The following is a 14,620-nucleotide window of genomic DNA, read 5'->3' as shown; positions in this document are numbered from 1 at the left end:
AGGCTAGCCGGACCAGGCCGCCCCCACCCCGGCGCCGGCGTGCTGCGTCGCCCGCTCCGCCGTGCTGTCCATGGCCCCGGCGGGCGTCCGGTCCGCCGCGCGGTCCCCCGAACGCTCCTCGATGCGGTCCGCGAGGTGCTCGGCGTCGCGCGCGATGGCGGCGAAGCGCCCCGAGCCCCACGTGTGCAGCCACGGCAGGCCAAGGAAGTGCAGGCCGGCGACGGCGCTGGATCCGCGCTGGTGCATCGGGTGCCCGGATCCGTCGAACGCGCCCACCTGCACCCACGAGTAGTCGGACCGGTAGCCGGCGGCCCACACGATGCTCGTGATCCCGGCCTCGGCCAGGTCGAGCCCGGTCTCCTCGCGCTCGGGCCGCCAGACGGGCACGTACCGCGGCTCGGTCGGCGCGTCGACGCCGGCGCGCGCGATGTGCCGGTCGATGTCGTCCTTGATCGACTCCATCACCGAGTCGGCGTGGTCGAGCGACGCCCCGACGGTGGGCGTGAAGGCGAGCCGCGTGCCCTCCGCGCCGGCGAGCCGCCCGTGCAGGCGCATCCCCTCGCGGGCGAAGGCGCGCAGGTCGATGTCGCGCCCGCCGCCGCGCCCGGTCATGTAGTGGTTGGTCGACTCGCGCTTGGTGAGCCCGCCGACGTGCGCGGTCACGGGGATGTCGTACACGCCCATGTCCTCGAGCCAGGCGATGCAGTCGCGGCCGCGGTACCGGCGGGCGCAGCGGGGCGCGGATCCGAGGGCGAGGTGCACCTGGCGGCCCGCGAGGTGGAGGTCCTCCGCGATCTGCGCGCCGGACTGGCCGGATCCCACCACGAGCACGGCCCCGTCGGGGAGCGCGTCGGGCGAGCGGTAGTCGGCGGAGTGCACCTGCCGGATGCCGTCGGGGATCCGCGCGGCAGCGGCCGGGAGCACGGGCCGGTGGTAGCCGCCCGTCGCGATGACGACCTGCTCCGCGACGATCGTGCCCTGGTCGGTGACGACCTCGAAGCCGCCCGCGGCGGCGTCCCGCAGCCGGGTGACCAGCACTCCCTCGACCACGGGCGCGTCGAAGGAGTCGGCGTAGCCGCGGATCCACGCGAGCACCTCGTCGCGCGTCATGAAGCCGTCGGGGTCGTCGCCCGCGTACGCGTACCCGGGGAGCCGGCACTGCCAGTTGGGCGTGACGAGGGTGAAGGCGTCCCAGCGGCGGTCGGCCCAGTCGTGCCCGACGCGGTCGCGCTCGAGCACCACGTGCTCGACGCCGCGCCGCGTGAGGTGCCAGCTGATCGAGAGCCCGGCCTGGCCGCCGCCCACCACGGCGACGGGCACGCGCGCCCCGTCGACGACGCGGGTCGCCCGGGTCACGCGTGGGCCCCCGTCGCGGTCACGGTCGTCGCGGTCGCGGTCGTCGCCGTCGTCGCCGGATCCGGCAGCGGCGGCTCCATGCGCAGCACCGCCACGGTCCCGCCGTCGAAGCCCGCGGCCGCCCGGAGGATCTCCTCCTCCTGCTGCATCGCGGACGTGCACGCGAACCCGTGCCGCGCCCGCACCCGCTCGCTCGCGACGCGCAGCGCCTCGGTGGACCGGCGCACGAAGTCGTCGAGCGGGTACGCGGATCCGGCGGCGAGGTGGTCGTGCATCACGAGGCTCGGCGAGTAGCAGTCGGCCTCGGATCCGTCGGGCCAGCGCACCCGGAAGGTCATCTCAGGCACGGGCCAGCGCCTCCTCGGCGGGCAGGCCGGCGGCGGAGAGGCCATCGGCGGGGACGCCCTCGCCGGTCCGGTACGCGTCGGGCCGCCGGTCGCGCAGGTGGAACATGCCGCCGCGCATCGCCCGGAACGTGCCCTCCACGTCGATCTCCGCGATGGCCAGCCCCGCGTCGAGCAGCGTCGTCGCGAGCACGTTGCCGCCGGGATCCACGACCTTGGCGTTGCCGACGTAGCGCAGCGAGCCGAACGACCCAGCCTGGTTCGAGGCGATCCAGAACACCTGGTTGTCGAGCGCCCGCGCGGAGTCGAAGAGGTTGAACCGGTAGGTCCAGCGATCCTGCTGGAGGTCCTCGGCGGTCGCCGTGCGCGCGACCGGCCAGGCCGACATGCTCACGATGATCTCGGCGCCGTCCATCGCGAGCGAGCGCGCCGCCTCGGGGAACGCCTTGTCGTAGCAGATCTGGAGTCCCACGCGGCCGACGGGGGTGTCGAACGCCTCGTAGACGTCGCCCGCCGAGTACGACATGGCCTCGCCGAGCGGCTGGTGCACCTTGCGGTACGAGCCGTACACGCGGGATCCGTCGAGGCACGCGGCCGCGTTGTACCGGGTCTCGCCGTCGTCATCGAGCTCGCAGAAGCCGATGCAGACGATCATGTCGCCGGCGATCTCCTGCACGCGCCGGATCTCCGGCCCGTCGAGGCGGATGGCGGGCGGGAGCGAACGGGTCGTGGTCCTGAGGGTGTCGCCGTGGTTGCCGAGCGAGGAGAGGTACCCGCCGATCGCGGCCTCCGGGAACGCGATGAGCTCCACGCCGTTCTCGCGGGCCTCGGCGATCAGGCTCGCGATGAGGGCGTAGTTCTGGTCGAGGTCCCGGGTGAAGTTCGCCGAGACGGCGGCGACGGTCGTCGACATCGTGCCTCCTGAAGGGGGTCGGTGCGGTGGGCGCAGGATCCTGCGCGTGGGGCCCAGTCAAGGCCACGCCCTGTTTCGGCTTGGTTTCGGACGGAACAACTTCTCGTTTCGCGCGCGCCGGTCGAATGGCCCGAATGCGTTCTTCACCGGCATATCCGGCTCCGCAAGCCGAGGCGGGGAAACAAACGGAATCATCGCCGTAATCCACTCGCAACAGCACGGCCGAAGACTCGTGCCAGACCCCGAACCCGCCGCATCCGATCGCCCAAGGAGAGCACCATGACCGACGCCGACATCGACCAGCAGATCCTCGACAACATCGAGAGGTCGCGCGAGGAGATCGCGCACCCCTCGCTCCCGAAGGGCAGCAGCCTCTACGGGTCTACGAAGATCTTCCCCGACTACACCGCCTCGAAGGACGAGTACTACTTCCAGCTCGTGCACGGCATCGCGCACGAGTCGTCGGTGAGCTTCGTCGCCGTGCTGCAGGCCACGCGCGCGCTCCGCAAGGGGTTCACGAGCGTCCTGTACTTCTACGGGCCCGGATCCCTGAACGCCATCGCCAACCGCGGCTTCCCCACGACGGGCGCCGACGGGTTCCCCGGCGAGAACAACATCAACAACGCGCTCGAGACCTTCATCGCCGAGGGCGGCACCGTCTTCTGCTGCCGCTTCGGCCTGGCGCTGCACGGCGCACGCGAGGAGGACCTCATCGCGGGCGTGATCCCCGCGCACCCGCTCGACGTGCAGGACGCGGTGATCCACTACGCCCGCAAGGGCGCCATCATCAACAGCACGTACATGGTCTGACCGGTGCCGGCATGACCGTCACCAGAAGGACGACGACGCCGACCCGCGCCCGGCAGGCGGACGCGGGTGAGGATGCGGACGCCGCCGCGCTCACCACGCGGGTCGACATCGCCATCCGCGGGATCCGCGTCGCCGCGCCCGTGCACCGCGAGGGCGGCGCCGGGCCGAGCGACGACGGGCACGTGATGTTCCGCGGGCTCCAGTCCGCGGTGCCGGCCGACCCGGAGAGCCCGTACCTCGTCGACGACGGCAAGCTGCTGCTCGACGGCGAGGACACCGGCTACGAGGTGGACGCGGTCGACCGGCCCCGGTTCTACGACCTCGAGACCGCCGACGGCGTCTCCTACGAGAAGATCGCGCGGCTGCACGGCGCCAAGGTGCTGGCCACCACGGTGGTCCAGACGTGCGTGCGGTACGACGAGTCGGAGCGCTGCCGATTCTGCTCGATCGAGGAGAGCCTCGCCTCGGGCAGCACCATCGCGGTCAAGACCCCGGCCATGCTCGCGGAGGTCGCCGAGGCGGCCTGGCGGCTCGACGGCGTCGAGCAGATGGTCATGACCACGGGCACGAGCAACGGACGCGACCGCGGGGCCACCCACCTCGCGCGCTGCGTCCGGGCGGTCAAGGCGGCCGTCCCCGGCCTCATGATCCAGGTGCAGTGCGAGCCGCCCGCGCAGCTGTCGACCATCACCGACCTGTACGAGGCCGGGGCGCGCTCCATCGGGATCCACGTGGAGTCGATGGACGACGACGTGCGCCGCCGCTGGATGCCGGGCAAGTCCCGCGTCTCGATGGACGAGTACCGCGCAGCGTGGCGGGAGGCAGTGCGGGTCTTCGGCCGCAATCAGGTGTCCACCTACCTGCTGGTGGGGCTCGGCGAGGATCCGGACGAGATGGTCGCCGGCGCCCAGGAGCTCATCGGGATGGGCGTCTACCCGTTCATCGTGCCGTTCCGGCCGCTGCGCGGGACGCTCGCGACGGACGTCGACCACGTGCCCGCGCCCGAGGGATCCGTGCTCCGCGACGTCACGTTCCGCGTCTCGCGCGCGCTGCAGGCCGCCGGGATGCGCGGCGCCGATCAGAAGGCGGGCTGCGCGGCCTGCGGCGCCTGCTCCGCCCTGCAGACCGCCGGGGGCTGATCCGTGCTCCTCGACGTCCCCGCCCTCATGGGCCCGCCGGTCGTCCGGTCGGCGCCGGCGTTCCTCGTGTCCGAGGCCGATGGGCGCGACCTCGACGCGTACCGGCGCCTACGGCACGACGCGTTCGTCGAGGAGCAGGGGATCTTCGCGGACACCGACCTCGACGCGCTCGACGAGGATCCGCGCACGGTCGTGCTGGTGGCGCGCGCCGCGGGCGGGGTCGTCGGCGGCGTGCGGCTCGCGCCCGTCGGCGCGCGGGACATCGGCTGGTGGACGGGGTCGCGGCTGGTCGTCGCGCCGGGCGCGCGCGGGATCCGGGGCGTCGGCTCGGCGCTCGTGCGGGCCGCGGCGGTGCACGCGGAGCAGGCCGGCGTGCTGCGCTTCGACGCGACCGTGCAGTCGCGGAGCGCCGTGCTCTTCCGGCGGCTGGGCTGGATCCCCACTGGCACCGCGGTCGTCGGCGGCGTCGACCACGTCACCATGCGCTGGCCCGTCGGCCGGATCCAGCGGCTCGTCGACGCGACCAAGGCGCACCTCGCCGCGGTGCTCGAGCCCGGGGCGCCGGACGGATCCGCCGCGCTCGGCGCCGCGCTCGGCGGCCCCGGCTGGGTGGGCGACGACGGCGCCCCCGTGCCCGGCACCGACGTGATCGCCGCGTGCGACGCGATCCTCCCCTCCATGGTGGAGCGGGATCCCGAGTGGGCCGGCTGGTGCGGCGTGCTCGTCAACGTCAACGACCTCAGCGCGATGGGCGCGACCCCCGTCGGCCTGCTCGACTCCGTGGCGGGCCGCGACGCCGCGTCCGTCCGCCGCGTGATGGCCGGCGTCCGCCGGGGCGCCGCGGCCTGGGGCATCCCGATCCTCGGCGGGCACACGCAGCTCGGCGTGCCCGCCGCCCTCAGCGTCACCGCCCTCGGCAGGACCGCCCATCCGGTCCCCGGGGGCGGTGCGTCCGCCGGCCAAGCCCTGAGCCTCACGGTCGACCTGTCCGGATCCTGGCGATCCGGCCACCGCGGAGCGCAGTGGAACTCGACCGAGGGGCGCTCCCCCGCGGAGCTCCGCGACCTCGCCGCGACCGTCGCGCGCGCCCGCCCGGCCGCCGCGAAGGACGTGAGCATGGCCGGGATCGTCGGCACCGCCGGCATGCTCGCGGAGGCGAGCGGCACGGGCGCCGTGGTCGACGTGGCGGACGTGCCCGTCCCCGGATCCGCCGACGTCGCGATGGGCGACTGGCTCACCTGCTTCCCCGGCTTCGGGATGCTGACCGCGGACGCCCCGGGCGCCTCGCGCATGGCGTCGCCGCACGCGACGACCGCGGCGATCGGACGACTGACCGCCGAGCCCGGGGTGGGCCTGCGCTGGCCCGACGGCGTCGTGACGCCCGCGGTCGCGGCGGGCGTCACGGGCCTCGGCGCGGCCTGAGCCGGGCGCGGCGCGCGCCAGCGCCCCTGCCCGGGCCTCAGTACTCGATGCGCCCGTGCCGGCTGTGGAACTCGCCGGTCGGCCCGTCGGGTCCGACGAGCGCCATCGCGACGGTCGCGTCCGTGCCCTCGGTCACCGTCTGGTGTCCGCTGTTGCCGTTGAAGTCGGTCGCGGTGTACCCGGGGTCGGTGGCGTTGATGCGGAAGCCCGGCAGGTTCTTGGCGTACTGCACGGTCGCGGTGATGAGGGCGGCCTTCGAGGTCGCGTACGGCACGGTCATCACGTGGCGCTCGTCGGTGTCCTCGCCGCGGAGGGCGCGCGGCCAGCCGACGCCCGACGCCACGTTGACGATCACGGGAGCCGCGGATGCGCGCAGCAGCGGGAGGGCCGCCTGCGTCACGCGCACCACGGCGACGACGTTCGTCTGCAGCACGGCCGTCATCGCCTCGGGCGTGAGGTCGTCGACGCCCTGTGCGCCGCCGAGGATCCCGGCGTTGTTGACGAGCACGTCGAGCTCGGGCAGCGAGGCGATGGCGCGGTCGACGCTCGCCTGGTCGTCGACGTCGAGCTGCACGGGGTGGGCGCCCACGGCGCGGGCGGCGTCGCCGTCGGCGGTGTCGCGCATGCCGGCGTGCACGGTGTGGCCGGCCTCGACGAGGCGGCGGGCGGTCTCGAGGCCGAGGCCCCGGTTGGATCCGGTGATCAGTGTCGTGGTCATGGGTCGAGCGTGCGCCCCGGCAGCCGCATCGCCCAGGCACCGGTCGACGGGAGGACCGGCGGTACCAGGCTGATCCGCCCGCCGACGCGGAGGATGGGGGCATGACCGAATTCGCGAGCGTCCTCCGCTCCTGGCGCGAGCGCGTGCAGCCGGCCGACGTGGGCCTGCCCGCGGGCTCCCACCGCCGCACCGCGGGCCTCCGCCGCGAGGAGCTCGCCGCGCTCGCGGGCGTGAGCGTCGACTACGTCGTGCGGCTCGAGCAGGGCCGGTCGGTGAACCCGTCGCCGCAGATGCTCGGCGCGCTCGCCCGCGCGCTCCGCCTCACCGAGGACGAGCGCGACCACCTGCACCGGGTCGCGGGCGTCGCCCCACCCGGACGCGGAGAGGTGCCGCGGCACATCACCCCGGGCGTGCACCGGATCGTCGACCGGCTCGGCGACGTGCCCATCGCGGTGTTCACGGCGACGCACGACATGCTGCTCTGGAACCCGCTGTGGGCCGCGCTCAACGGCGATCCGTCGACGCGCACCGGCTGGGACCGCAATCTCGTCTGGACCTACTTCACGCGAGGCCACGCGGGCACCGACTTCGACGCCGTGCACGAGGAGGAGTTCGCGCGCGACCTCGCGGCGGATCTGCGCACCGCGGTCGGCCGCTACCCCGCGGATCGCGCGCTCGCCCGCCTCGTCGCCCGACTGCGTGCGGAGGTGCCCGAGTTCGAACGCCGCTGGAGCGAGGGGCGCGTCGCCGAGCACCGGTCGAGTCGGAAGACCGTCACGAGCACGCCGGTCGGCCCCATCACGATCGACTGCGACACCCTCTCGGTGCCGGGCAGCGACCTCCGCATCGTCGTCTACACGGCGGAGCCCGGCAGCACGGACGAGGCGCGGCTGGATCTCCTCCGCGTCACGGGCCTGCAGGCGCTGACGACGGCGCCGGTGGAGGTCGCGGGGGCCTGAGCCACGCGTCGACTGCCCCCGCGCCGGAGCCCCGGCCGCGGCGTCGCGAGGACGCGGCGCCGGGGCTCCGTCGTGATGGGGATCAGCTCGGCGCGAGCACCCGCTCGGCGACGCCGACGCGCTCGACCGACGTGCCCACGTACCGCTCGTCCGCGATGGTGACGTGGCACGCGGATCCGATGATCGCGATCGCGGCCTCCGTCTCCTTCACGGCGCTCGACGGACCGACCCACAGCTCCACCGCGCCCGGCTCGACCACGCGGCGGTACCGCAGGTCGGTGAGGGCGAGGCGCGTGGTGGGCACCCGGAACGTGACGCGCACGGACTCGCCGGCCGCCAGATCCAGCCGCAGGTAGCCGAGCAGCTGCGCCACGGGCCGCGTGACGCTGCCCTGCACGTCGCGCGCGTAGAGCTGGACGACGTCGGTGCCGTCGCGGTCGCCCGTGTTGCGGACCTCGACGGTCGCGGTGAACGCCTCCCCCGCCGCCACCTCGGCCGTCTCGACCCGGAGGTCGCTCCGCGCGAACGTCGTGTACGACAGGCCGTACCCGAACGGGAGGACGGGCGTGGGATCCGCGCTCGTCACCTCGCTCGGGCCGCCCAGGATCGGGTGCAGGTACGAGAACGGCTGCGCGCCCGCGGACCGCGGGAGCGAGACGGGCAGGCGGCCCGACGGCGACACCCGGCCGGAGAGGACGCCCGCGATCGCGGATCCGCCCTCCTCGCCCGGGAAGAACGCCTGGAGCACGGCCGCCGGAGCCGCATCGCCTTCGAGAGCCCATGCCACCGCGTACGGCCGACCGGTGAGCAGCACCACGACCACGGGCGTCCCGGTGGCGCGCACGGCCTCGACCAGCTCGCGCTGCACTCCGGGCAGCTCGAGGCTCTCGACGTCGTTGCCCTCGCCGACCGTGCCGCGGCCGAACAGGCCCGCCCGGTCGCCGACGACCACGACCGCGAGGTCGGATCCGCGTGCCGCCTCGACCGCTGCGTCGAAGCCGGAGCGGTCGTCGCCCCCGACCTCGGCGCCCGCGACGACCACGAGCTCGCTGTCCGGCAGCTCCGCCCGGAGCGCCTCCGCGACGGTCGGGATCGCGAACCCGAGCGGCGTGCCCGGGTGGTGCGCGAGCACGTGGTTCGCGAACGAGTAGCAGCCCATGAGCGCCTCGGCGCTGTCGGCGTTGGGGCCGATGAGCGCGATGCGGCCGGGAGCGGTCCTGCCGGCGCCGGCGAGCGGCAGGGTGCCGTCGTCGGCGAGCGGCAAGGTGCCGTCGTTGGCGAGCAGCACGATCGACTCCTCCGCGAGCCGGCGCGCGACGTCCCGGTGGGCGGGGGTGTCGAGATCGATCGACGTGGGCGGATCCTCGAACGTCGCGTCGAGCAGCCCCAGCTCCTCCTTCTCGGCGAGCACGCGGAGCACCGCGCGGTCGACGAGCGACTCGTCGGCGAGCCCGGCGCGGATCCGCTCGGCCAGCGGCGCGAGGTACGCGTCGCCGGTGGGCAGCTCCACGTCGATGCCCGCGGCGAGCGCCGACTCGGCCGCCTCGCCACGGTCGCCCGCGACGGCGTGCATCACCTGGAGGAACGCGACCGAGAAGTAGTCGGAGACCACGACGCCGTCGAAGCCCCAGCGGCCGCGGAGCACGTCGGTCAGGTACTCGGGGGTGGCGCCGACGGGCGCGCCGTCGATCTCCGCGTACGAGTTCATGACCGACCGCACCCCGCCGTCGAGCACCGCCATCTCGAAGGGCGGCAGCAGCACGTCCTCCACGAAGCGCGGGCCCACGTGCGCGGGCGCGTGGTTGCGTCCGGACTGCGAGACCGAGTAGCCGACGAAGTGCTTGAGCGTCGCGTGGATCCCGGCGGACTGCAGCCCGCGGACGTACGCGGTGCCGATGGTGCCGACCACGTACGGGTCCTCCGCGATGCACTCGTCGACGCGGCCCCAGCGGGCGTCGCGGATCACGTCGAGCACGGGCGCAAGGCCCTGGTGCACGCCGAGCTCGCGCATGGATCTGCCGATGAGCGCGGCCATCTCCTCCACGAGACCCGGGTCGAAGGACGCGCCCCACGCGAGCGGCGTGGGGAAGGTCGCGGCCTGCCACGCGGCGAGCCCGGTGAGGCACTCCTCGTGCACGAGCGCCGGGATCCCGAGCCGCGTCTCCGTCCGCAGCCGCCGCTGCTCGGCCCACAGCCAGGAGGCGCGCTCGACCGGATCCACCGGTCGCGTGCCGTACACGCGGGTGAGGTGCCCGAGGCCGTGCTCGGTCGCCTCCTCGTACTTGCCGGTCGTGGCCATCTCGCCCTGCATGGGAGCGACGACCTCGCCGCCCTGGTCGACCCAGTAGCCGACGATCTGCGCCAGCTTCTCCTCGAGGGTCATGCGCGCGTGCAGCTCGCGCACGCGCTCCGACACCTCGGGGAGCTCCACGGCGCCGGGCACGGGGGCCTCCGCCCCGGTCACCCCTTCACCGCGCCGGTGAGGCCGCCGACGATGCGGCGCTCGAAGATCGAGAAGAAGATCAGCGCCGGGATCATCGACAGCGACGTGAACGCGAGCACCTTGGCCGTGTCCACCGAGTACTGCGACGAGAACGACTGCACGCCGAGGGGCAGCGTGTAGATCGACGCGTCGCTCAGGAGGAACAGCGGCAGCAGGTAGCTGTTCCAGCTGCCGATGAACGCGAGGATGCCCACCGTGATGACGCCCGGCATCGACAGCCGCACGACCATGCGGAAGAAGAACCCGATGCGGCTGCACCCGTCGATGAACGCGGCCTCCTGGATCTCGTCCGGGATGGCCCGCAGGAACGGCACCAGGATGATGATCGTCGTCGGGAGCGCGAACGCGATCTGCGGGAGGATGATCCCCGGCAGCGAGTTCGTGAGGCCGAGCGAGCGGATCACGATGTAGAGCGGCGTGATCGCCACCGTGATGGGGAACATGAGCCCGGACGCGAAGAGCGCGTAGAGCGCTCCCCGGCCGAAGAACGTGTACCTGGCCAGCACGTAGCTCGCCATGAGGCCGAGGACGACCGCGCCGACCGTGGTGCCGATGGCCGCGATGAGCGAGTTGCCCACCTGCCGCCAGAACATCGAGCCCCCGAGCACGTCGACGTAGTTCTGGATCTGGAACGGCGACGGGAAGCCCGCCGGGTCGGTCGTGATCTGCGCGTTCGTGCGGAACCCGCCCAGGATGATGTACGCCACCGGCGTCAGCATCAGGGCGATCAGCACGACCGCGACGAGGTACGGGATGGGGTTTTTGCCCTGTCCGGGCGTCTTCGCCCGCTTGGGCTTCGGCGTCTTCGCCGAGTAGGTGGGATCCAGGTCCGCGTTGCGCGGAGCCGCGGTGACGGCGGTCACTTCTTCTTCCTTCCCGCACCCGTGAGGGCGCCGGCGGTGTCGCGGTTGAGGATGAAGCGCTGGTAGACGAGCGCGACGACCAGGGAGATGAGGAAGAGCACCACGGCGACGGCATTGCCGTACCCGTAGTTGCCGGATCCGCGTCCGTTCGCCACGAGGTACGTGGCCATGGTCGAGGTCCCCGCGGTGGCCGAGATGTACTGGCCCCAGATGATGTAGACGAGGTCGAACAGCTGCAGCGAGCCGATGATCGACAGGAACGCCCAGATGCGCAGCGTCGGCGCGAGCAGCGGCAGCGTGATGCGCCGCTGGATCTGCCAGTACGACGCGCCGTCGATGGCGGCCGCCTCGGACAGCTCCTCGGGGATCCCCTGGAGGCCGGCGAGGAAGAGGATCACCGCGAAGCCGATGTACTTCCAGGTGATGATCGTCATGAGCGACCAGATCGCGATGTCGGGGTTGGCGAGCCAGTCCTGCTGGAGGTCGGCCAGGCCGATGTTCGCGAGGAAGCCGTTGAGCGCGCCGGAGCCCTGGAGCATGAGGCTCCAGCCGGTGCCGACGACGACCTCGGAGATCACGTACGGCACGAAGATCAGCACGCGGATGATCGACTGGCCGCGCAGCTTCCGGTTGAGCAGGAGCGCCACGAGGATCGCGACCGGGCCCTGGAGCACGAGCGACAGGATCACGATGACGGCGTTGTGCATCAGCGCCTCGTGGAACGTGGGGTCCTGGAGGATCGTGATGTAGTTCCGGAAGCCCACGAACACCGTGGGCGGGCCGAAGCCCTGCCAGCTGAAGAAGCCGTAGTAGGCCGCCATCACCACGGGGTAGATGACGAAGCCCAGGAAGAAGAGGAGGGCCGGGCCGACGAGGATCAGGACCTCGAGGCGACCGGACCAGCCGAGGCCGCGGCGTCGCGCACGCACCGCCGAGGGCGGCGTCGTCACGACGCCGCCCTCGGGGTGTGCAGGATCAGCCGCGGGACGCTGCTCGTCGAGCGAGCTCTCGCGGATAGCCATGTCGGATCGCCTAGGCCTTCTTGGCCGCGTCGCCGACGGTCTGGATGAGCTTCTCCGGGCTGCCGTCGCCCGCCATGAGGTCGACCACGCCGACGTTCATCGCGTTGCCGACGTTCAGGCCGTAGACGGTGTCGAGCCACTGGGAGACGTAGGGGGCGTCGTTGTACGCCGCGATGATCTCCTTCAGGTACGGCTCGGTGACCGCGGTCTGCGCCTCGGTGTTCACGGGCGGGGCGTTGAAGGCCGCGTAGTACTCCTTCTGCACGTCGGCGGTGCCGATGTAGTTGAGGAAGTCGACGCACGCCTTCGGGGCCTGCGCGGAGCAGGAGTACCCGTCGATGCCGCCCATGATGGAGCCGGGCTCACCCGCGCCGCCGGAGATCTCCGGGAAGGGGAACCAGGACAGGTCGGCCAGCGGCTTCGTGTCCGGCGTCAGGCCCGCGATGACTCCCGGGTCCCAGGCGCCCATGAGCTCCATGGCCGCCTTCTTGTTGGCGATGAGGCCGGCCGAGGAGCCGGCGCCCTGCTGCGCCGCGGTGGTGAGGAAGCCGTCGTTGAAGGGGTTCGTGCCCACGAGGTCCTCGACGTCCTGGCCCGCCTTGATCCAGCAGTCGTCGCTGAAGTCCTTGTCCGTGGCGGCCTTCTCGAGCGTGGCGGAGCTGCACTCGCGGAGCGCGAAGTTGAAGTACCAGTGCGCGGCGGGCCACGCGTCCTTCGCGCCGAGCGCGATGGGGGCGACGCCCGTGGCCTTGAGCTTGTCGACGGCCGCGTCCAGCTCGTCCATGGTCTTCGGCGTCTCCGTGATGCCGGCCGCCGTGAAGAGGTCCTGGCTGTAGAAGATGCCGCTGGGGAGCACGGCGACGGGCATGGCGTACGCCTTGCCGTCGATCGAGTTCGCGTCGAACGCGCTCTGCGCGATCCCGGCCTTCGCGTCGGCGGAGATGCCGTCCGTGATGTCCATGACCTGTCCCGCGGCGACCGTCGCGGCGAGCTTGCCGCCGCCGCGCTGCAGGAAGATGTCCGGCGCGTCGCCCGAGTTGAGCGCGGTCTGGAGCTTGCCGTCGAGGTCCTCGTTCTGGATCGACGTGGGCGTGACGGTGACGCCGGGGTTCGCGGCGTTGAAGTCCGCGGTCGTCTTGTCCCAGAACGCCTTGCCCGGGCCGGTGGTGGAGTTGTGCCACAGCGTCATCTCGACGGGGCCGCCGTCGTCGCCGTTGCCGGAACCGCTGCCGCTGCAGCCGGCGAGGGCGAGGGCCCCCACGAGCAGGGCCGCGGATCCCGTGAGGATCTTCCGTGCCTTCATGTCGTTCTACCTGTCTCTTCTTTGAGCGCACCCTGGTGGGTGTCGGGGGTGGACGTGCGCGAGCCGCGTGCCTGGTGCTGTGGGGTGCGACTCGGTCCGGGCCCTCTGTCGCGTCGTCGCTTCGTCGCTTCGTCGTGACGGGGGCCGGTCGGGCCAGTCTCGGTCGCGCTCCGATCTTCGTCAAACGTTTTCGAAATCCTTTTCTCCGGGCGTAGGGTCCAATCCATGCCCCGCCGCGCCACCATCCACGACGTCGCCGCTGCCGCCGGCGTCTCGGTGTCCACCGTGTCCAAGGCGGTGAACGGGCGCTACGGGATCTCGGCCGAGACGTCGCGCCGCGTGATGGAGGTCGTCGAGCGCCTCGGCTACGAGTCGAGCCTCGTGGCGAGCAGCATGCGCTCCCACCGCACGGGCGTGATCGGCGTGCTGGTGGCGGGCTTCGAGCCGTTCAGCGCGGAGATCCTGAAGGGCGTGGGCGCGGCCCTGCGGAATTCGCAGTACGACCTCCTGGCATACAGCGGCTCCCGTCCCGTCGACAACACGGGGTGGGAGCGCCGGTCGCTGAGCCGGCTGAGCGGCACCCTCATCGACGGCGCGATCATGGTGACGCCCACGGTCGTGACCGCCCAGACGGAGATCCCCGTCGTCTCCATCGACCCGCACACCGGGCCCGCCGACCTGCCGAGCGTCGAGTCCGACAGCCTCGGCGGCGCGCTCCAGGCGACGCGGCACCTCCTCGAGCTCGGCCACCGGCGGATCGGGTTCCTGGCCGGCCGCCCCGACCTCCGCTCGGCGAGCCTGCGTGAGGCCGGCTACCGCCGCGCCCTGCAGGACGCCGGCATCGCGTTCGACCCGGCGCTCGTGCGGTCGGGCCTCTTCCTCACCGCGGCCGCGCGGGAGCCGGCGCGCGCCCTGCTGGCGATGCCGGACCCGCCGACCGCGATCTTCGCCGCCAACGACCTCTCGGGCATCGCGATCCTGCAGGTGGCCGCCGAGCTCGGAATGCGCGTGCCCGAGGACCTCTCCGTCATCGGCTTCGACGACATCCCGGAGGCGTCGCAGATGACGCCGCCGCTGACCACGATCCGCCAGCCCATGCAGCGCCTCGGCACGACCGCGGTCGATCTCCTCATGTCGCTGATGTCCGGCACCGGGCCCGAGGCGATGCACGTGCAGCTGCCGACGCGCCTCGTGCGCCGGGCGACGACGGGGCCGCCGCCGCCGCGCGGCCGCTGACCGACGGGCCGCCGACCTGGCACGCTCGAGAG

The 14,620-nt window shown here is 72.8% G+C and carries 13 protein-coding genes; 5 read left to right on the top strand and 8 right to left on the bottom strand.

Annotation, left to right across the window (positions count from 1 at the left end):
• Nucleotides 1–3 precede the first annotated feature (3 nt).
• The 3 genes from FGD68_RS03370 to FGD68_RS03360 are packed head-to-tail and all read right to left on the bottom strand — an operon-like array spanning nt 4 to nt 2,613.
• Nucleotides 4–1,356, bottom strand: a complete 1,353-nt coding sequence (locus FGD68_RS03370; RefSeq protein WP_237609769.1) for an MSMEG_0569 family flavin-dependent oxidoreductase — start codon at nt 1,354–1,356, stop codon at nt 4–6.
• Nucleotides 1,353–1,694, bottom strand: coding sequence for an MSMEG_0570 family nitrogen starvation response protein (locus tag FGD68_RS03365; protein WP_237610027.1), 342 nt, complete (start codon nt 1,692–1,694; stop codon nt 1,353–1,355). The genes FGD68_RS03370 and FGD68_RS03365 overlap by 4 nt, the downstream gene beginning before the upstream one ends.
• Before the next feature lies 1 nt (nt 1,695).
• Complete coding sequence (locus FGD68_RS03360) at nt 1,696–2,613, bottom strand: carbon-nitrogen hydrolase family protein (protein ID WP_119373573.1); 918 nt, start codon at nt 2,611–2,613, stop codon at nt 1,696–1,698.
• Nucleotides 2,614–2,892: 279 nt separating this feature from the next.
• Between FGD68_RS03360 and FGD68_RS03355 the strand changes: the two genes are divergently transcribed.
• The 3 genes from FGD68_RS03355 to FGD68_RS03345 are packed head-to-tail and all read left to right on the top strand — an operon-like array spanning nt 2,893 to nt 5,984.
• On the top strand, nt 2,893–3,423 hold the full coding sequence (locus FGD68_RS03355) for an MSMEG_0572/Sll0783 family nitrogen starvation response protein (protein WP_104236538.1): 531 nt from the start codon (nt 2,893–2,895) through the stop codon (nt 3,421–3,423).
• An 11-nt stretch (nt 3,424–3,434) separates the two neighbouring features.
• Nucleotides 3,435–4,562 (top strand): MSMEG_0568 family radical SAM protein, encoded by a 1,128-nt coding sequence (locus tag FGD68_RS03350; RefSeq protein WP_119373574.1) that lies wholly within the window; start codon nt 3,435–3,437, stop codon nt 4,560–4,562.
• A gap of 3 nt (nt 4,563–4,565) precedes the next feature.
• Nucleotides 4,566–5,984 (top strand): MSMEG_0567/sll0787 family protein, encoded by a 1,419-nt coding sequence (locus tag FGD68_RS03345; RefSeq protein ID WP_237609768.1) that lies wholly within the window; start codon nt 4,566–4,568, stop codon nt 5,982–5,984.
• A 37-nt stretch (nt 5,985–6,021) separates the two neighbouring features.
• Here FGD68_RS03345 and FGD68_RS03340 read toward each other — a convergent pair whose 3' ends face one another.
• Nucleotides 6,022–6,702 carry an SDR family NAD(P)-dependent oxidoreductase gene (locus tag FGD68_RS03340; RefSeq protein WP_317207890.1) on the bottom strand — a complete coding sequence of 227 codons (681 nt, stop codon included), beginning with the start codon at nt 6,700–6,702 and terminating at the stop codon, nt 6,022–6,024.
• 101 nt (nt 6,703–6,803) lie between these two features.
• Here FGD68_RS03340 and FGD68_RS03335 point away from each other — a divergent pair, with 101 nt between their 5' ends.
• Entirely contained in the window at nt 6,804–7,661 is an 858-nt protein-coding gene (locus FGD68_RS03335; protein ID WP_119373864.1) for a helix-turn-helix transcriptional regulator, read from the top strand.
• Between the two features lie 82 nt (nt 7,662–7,743).
• Here the strand turns inward: FGD68_RS03335 and FGD68_RS03330 are convergent, their stop codons facing one another.
• From FGD68_RS03330 to FGD68_RS03315, 4 genes are all read right to left on the bottom strand, one after another.
• Entirely contained in the window at nt 7,744–10,044 is a 2,301-nt protein-coding gene (locus FGD68_RS03330; protein WP_390610976.1) for a beta-xylosidase/alpha-l-arabinosidase, read from the bottom strand.
• Between the two features lie 77 nt (nt 10,045–10,121).
• The gene (locus FGD68_RS03325; RefSeq protein WP_119373016.1) at nt 10,122–11,027 is read right to left on the bottom strand and encodes a carbohydrate ABC transporter permease; all 906 of its coding nucleotides are present in this window, start codon (nt 11,025–11,027) and stop codon (nt 10,122–10,124) included.
• Nucleotides 11,024–12,049 (bottom strand): carbohydrate ABC transporter permease, encoded by a 1,026-nt coding sequence (locus tag FGD68_RS03320; protein ID WP_104236532.1) that lies wholly within the window; start codon nt 12,047–12,049, stop codon nt 11,024–11,026. The genes FGD68_RS03325 and FGD68_RS03320 overlap by 4 nt, the downstream gene beginning before the upstream one ends.
• Before the next feature lie 10 nt (nt 12,050–12,059).
• Nucleotides 12,060–13,352, bottom strand: a complete 1,293-nt coding sequence (locus tag FGD68_RS03315; protein ID WP_104236531.1) for an extracellular solute-binding protein — start codon at nt 13,350–13,352, stop codon at nt 12,060–12,062.
• Between the two features lie 225 nt (nt 13,353–13,577).
• Between FGD68_RS03315 and FGD68_RS03310 the strand changes: the two genes are divergently transcribed.
• Nucleotides 13,578–14,588 (top strand): LacI family DNA-binding transcriptional regulator, encoded by a 1,011-nt coding sequence (locus tag FGD68_RS03310; RefSeq protein WP_119373017.1) that lies wholly within the window; start codon nt 13,578–13,580, stop codon nt 14,586–14,588.
• Nucleotides 14,589–14,620: the final 32 nt, after the last annotated feature.

It is taken from the genome of Clavibacter californiensis, from assembly GCF_021952865.1.
In the GTDB taxonomy this organism is placed as follows: Bacteria; Actinomycetota; Actinomycetes; order Actinomycetales; family Microbacteriaceae; genus Clavibacter; species Clavibacter californiensis.
Note: the sequence above shows the minus strand (reverse complement) of the source record. Positions and strands in the feature narration are given on the sequence as shown.

Bases quoted from the DNA above. Each gene is read 5' to 3' on its own strand.
- FGD68_RS03365 (WP_237610027.1), bottom strand. From the start codon at position 1,694: ATGACCTTCCGGGTGCGCTGGCCCGACGGATCCGAGGCCGACTGCTAC.
- FGD68_RS03360 (WP_119373573.1), bottom strand. From the start codon at position 2,613: ATGTCGACGACCGTCGCCGCCGTCTCGGCGAACTTCACCCGGGACCTC.
- FGD68_RS03355 (WP_104236538.1), top strand. From the start codon at position 2,893: ATGACCGACGCCGACATCGACCAGCAGATCCTCGACAACATCGAGAGG.
- FGD68_RS03350 (WP_119373574.1), top strand. From the start codon at position 3,435: ATGACCGTCACCAGAAGGACGACGACGCCGACCCGCGCCCGGCAGGCG.
- FGD68_RS03340 (WP_317207890.1), bottom strand. From the start codon at position 6,702: ATGACCACGACACTGATCACCGGATCCAACCGGGGCCTCGGCCTCGAG.
- FGD68_RS03335 (WP_119373864.1), top strand. From the start codon at position 6,804: ATGACCGAATTCGCGAGCGTCCTCCGCTCCTGGCGCGAGCGCGTGCAG.
- FGD68_RS03330 (WP_390610976.1), bottom strand. From the start codon at position 10,044: ATGACCCTCGAGGAGAAGCTGGCGCAGATCGTCGGCTACTGGGTCGAC.
- FGD68_RS03320 (WP_104236532.1), bottom strand. From the start codon at position 12,049: ATGGCTATCCGCGAGAGCTCGCTCGACGAGCAGCGTCCCGCGGCTGAT.
- FGD68_RS03315 (WP_104236531.1), bottom strand. From the start codon at position 13,352: ATGAAGGCACGGAAGATCCTCACGGGATCCGCGGCCCTGCTCGTGGGG.
- FGD68_RS03310 (WP_119373017.1), top strand. From the start codon at position 13,578: ATGCCCCGCCGCGCCACCATCCACGACGTCGCCGCTGCCGCCGGCGTC.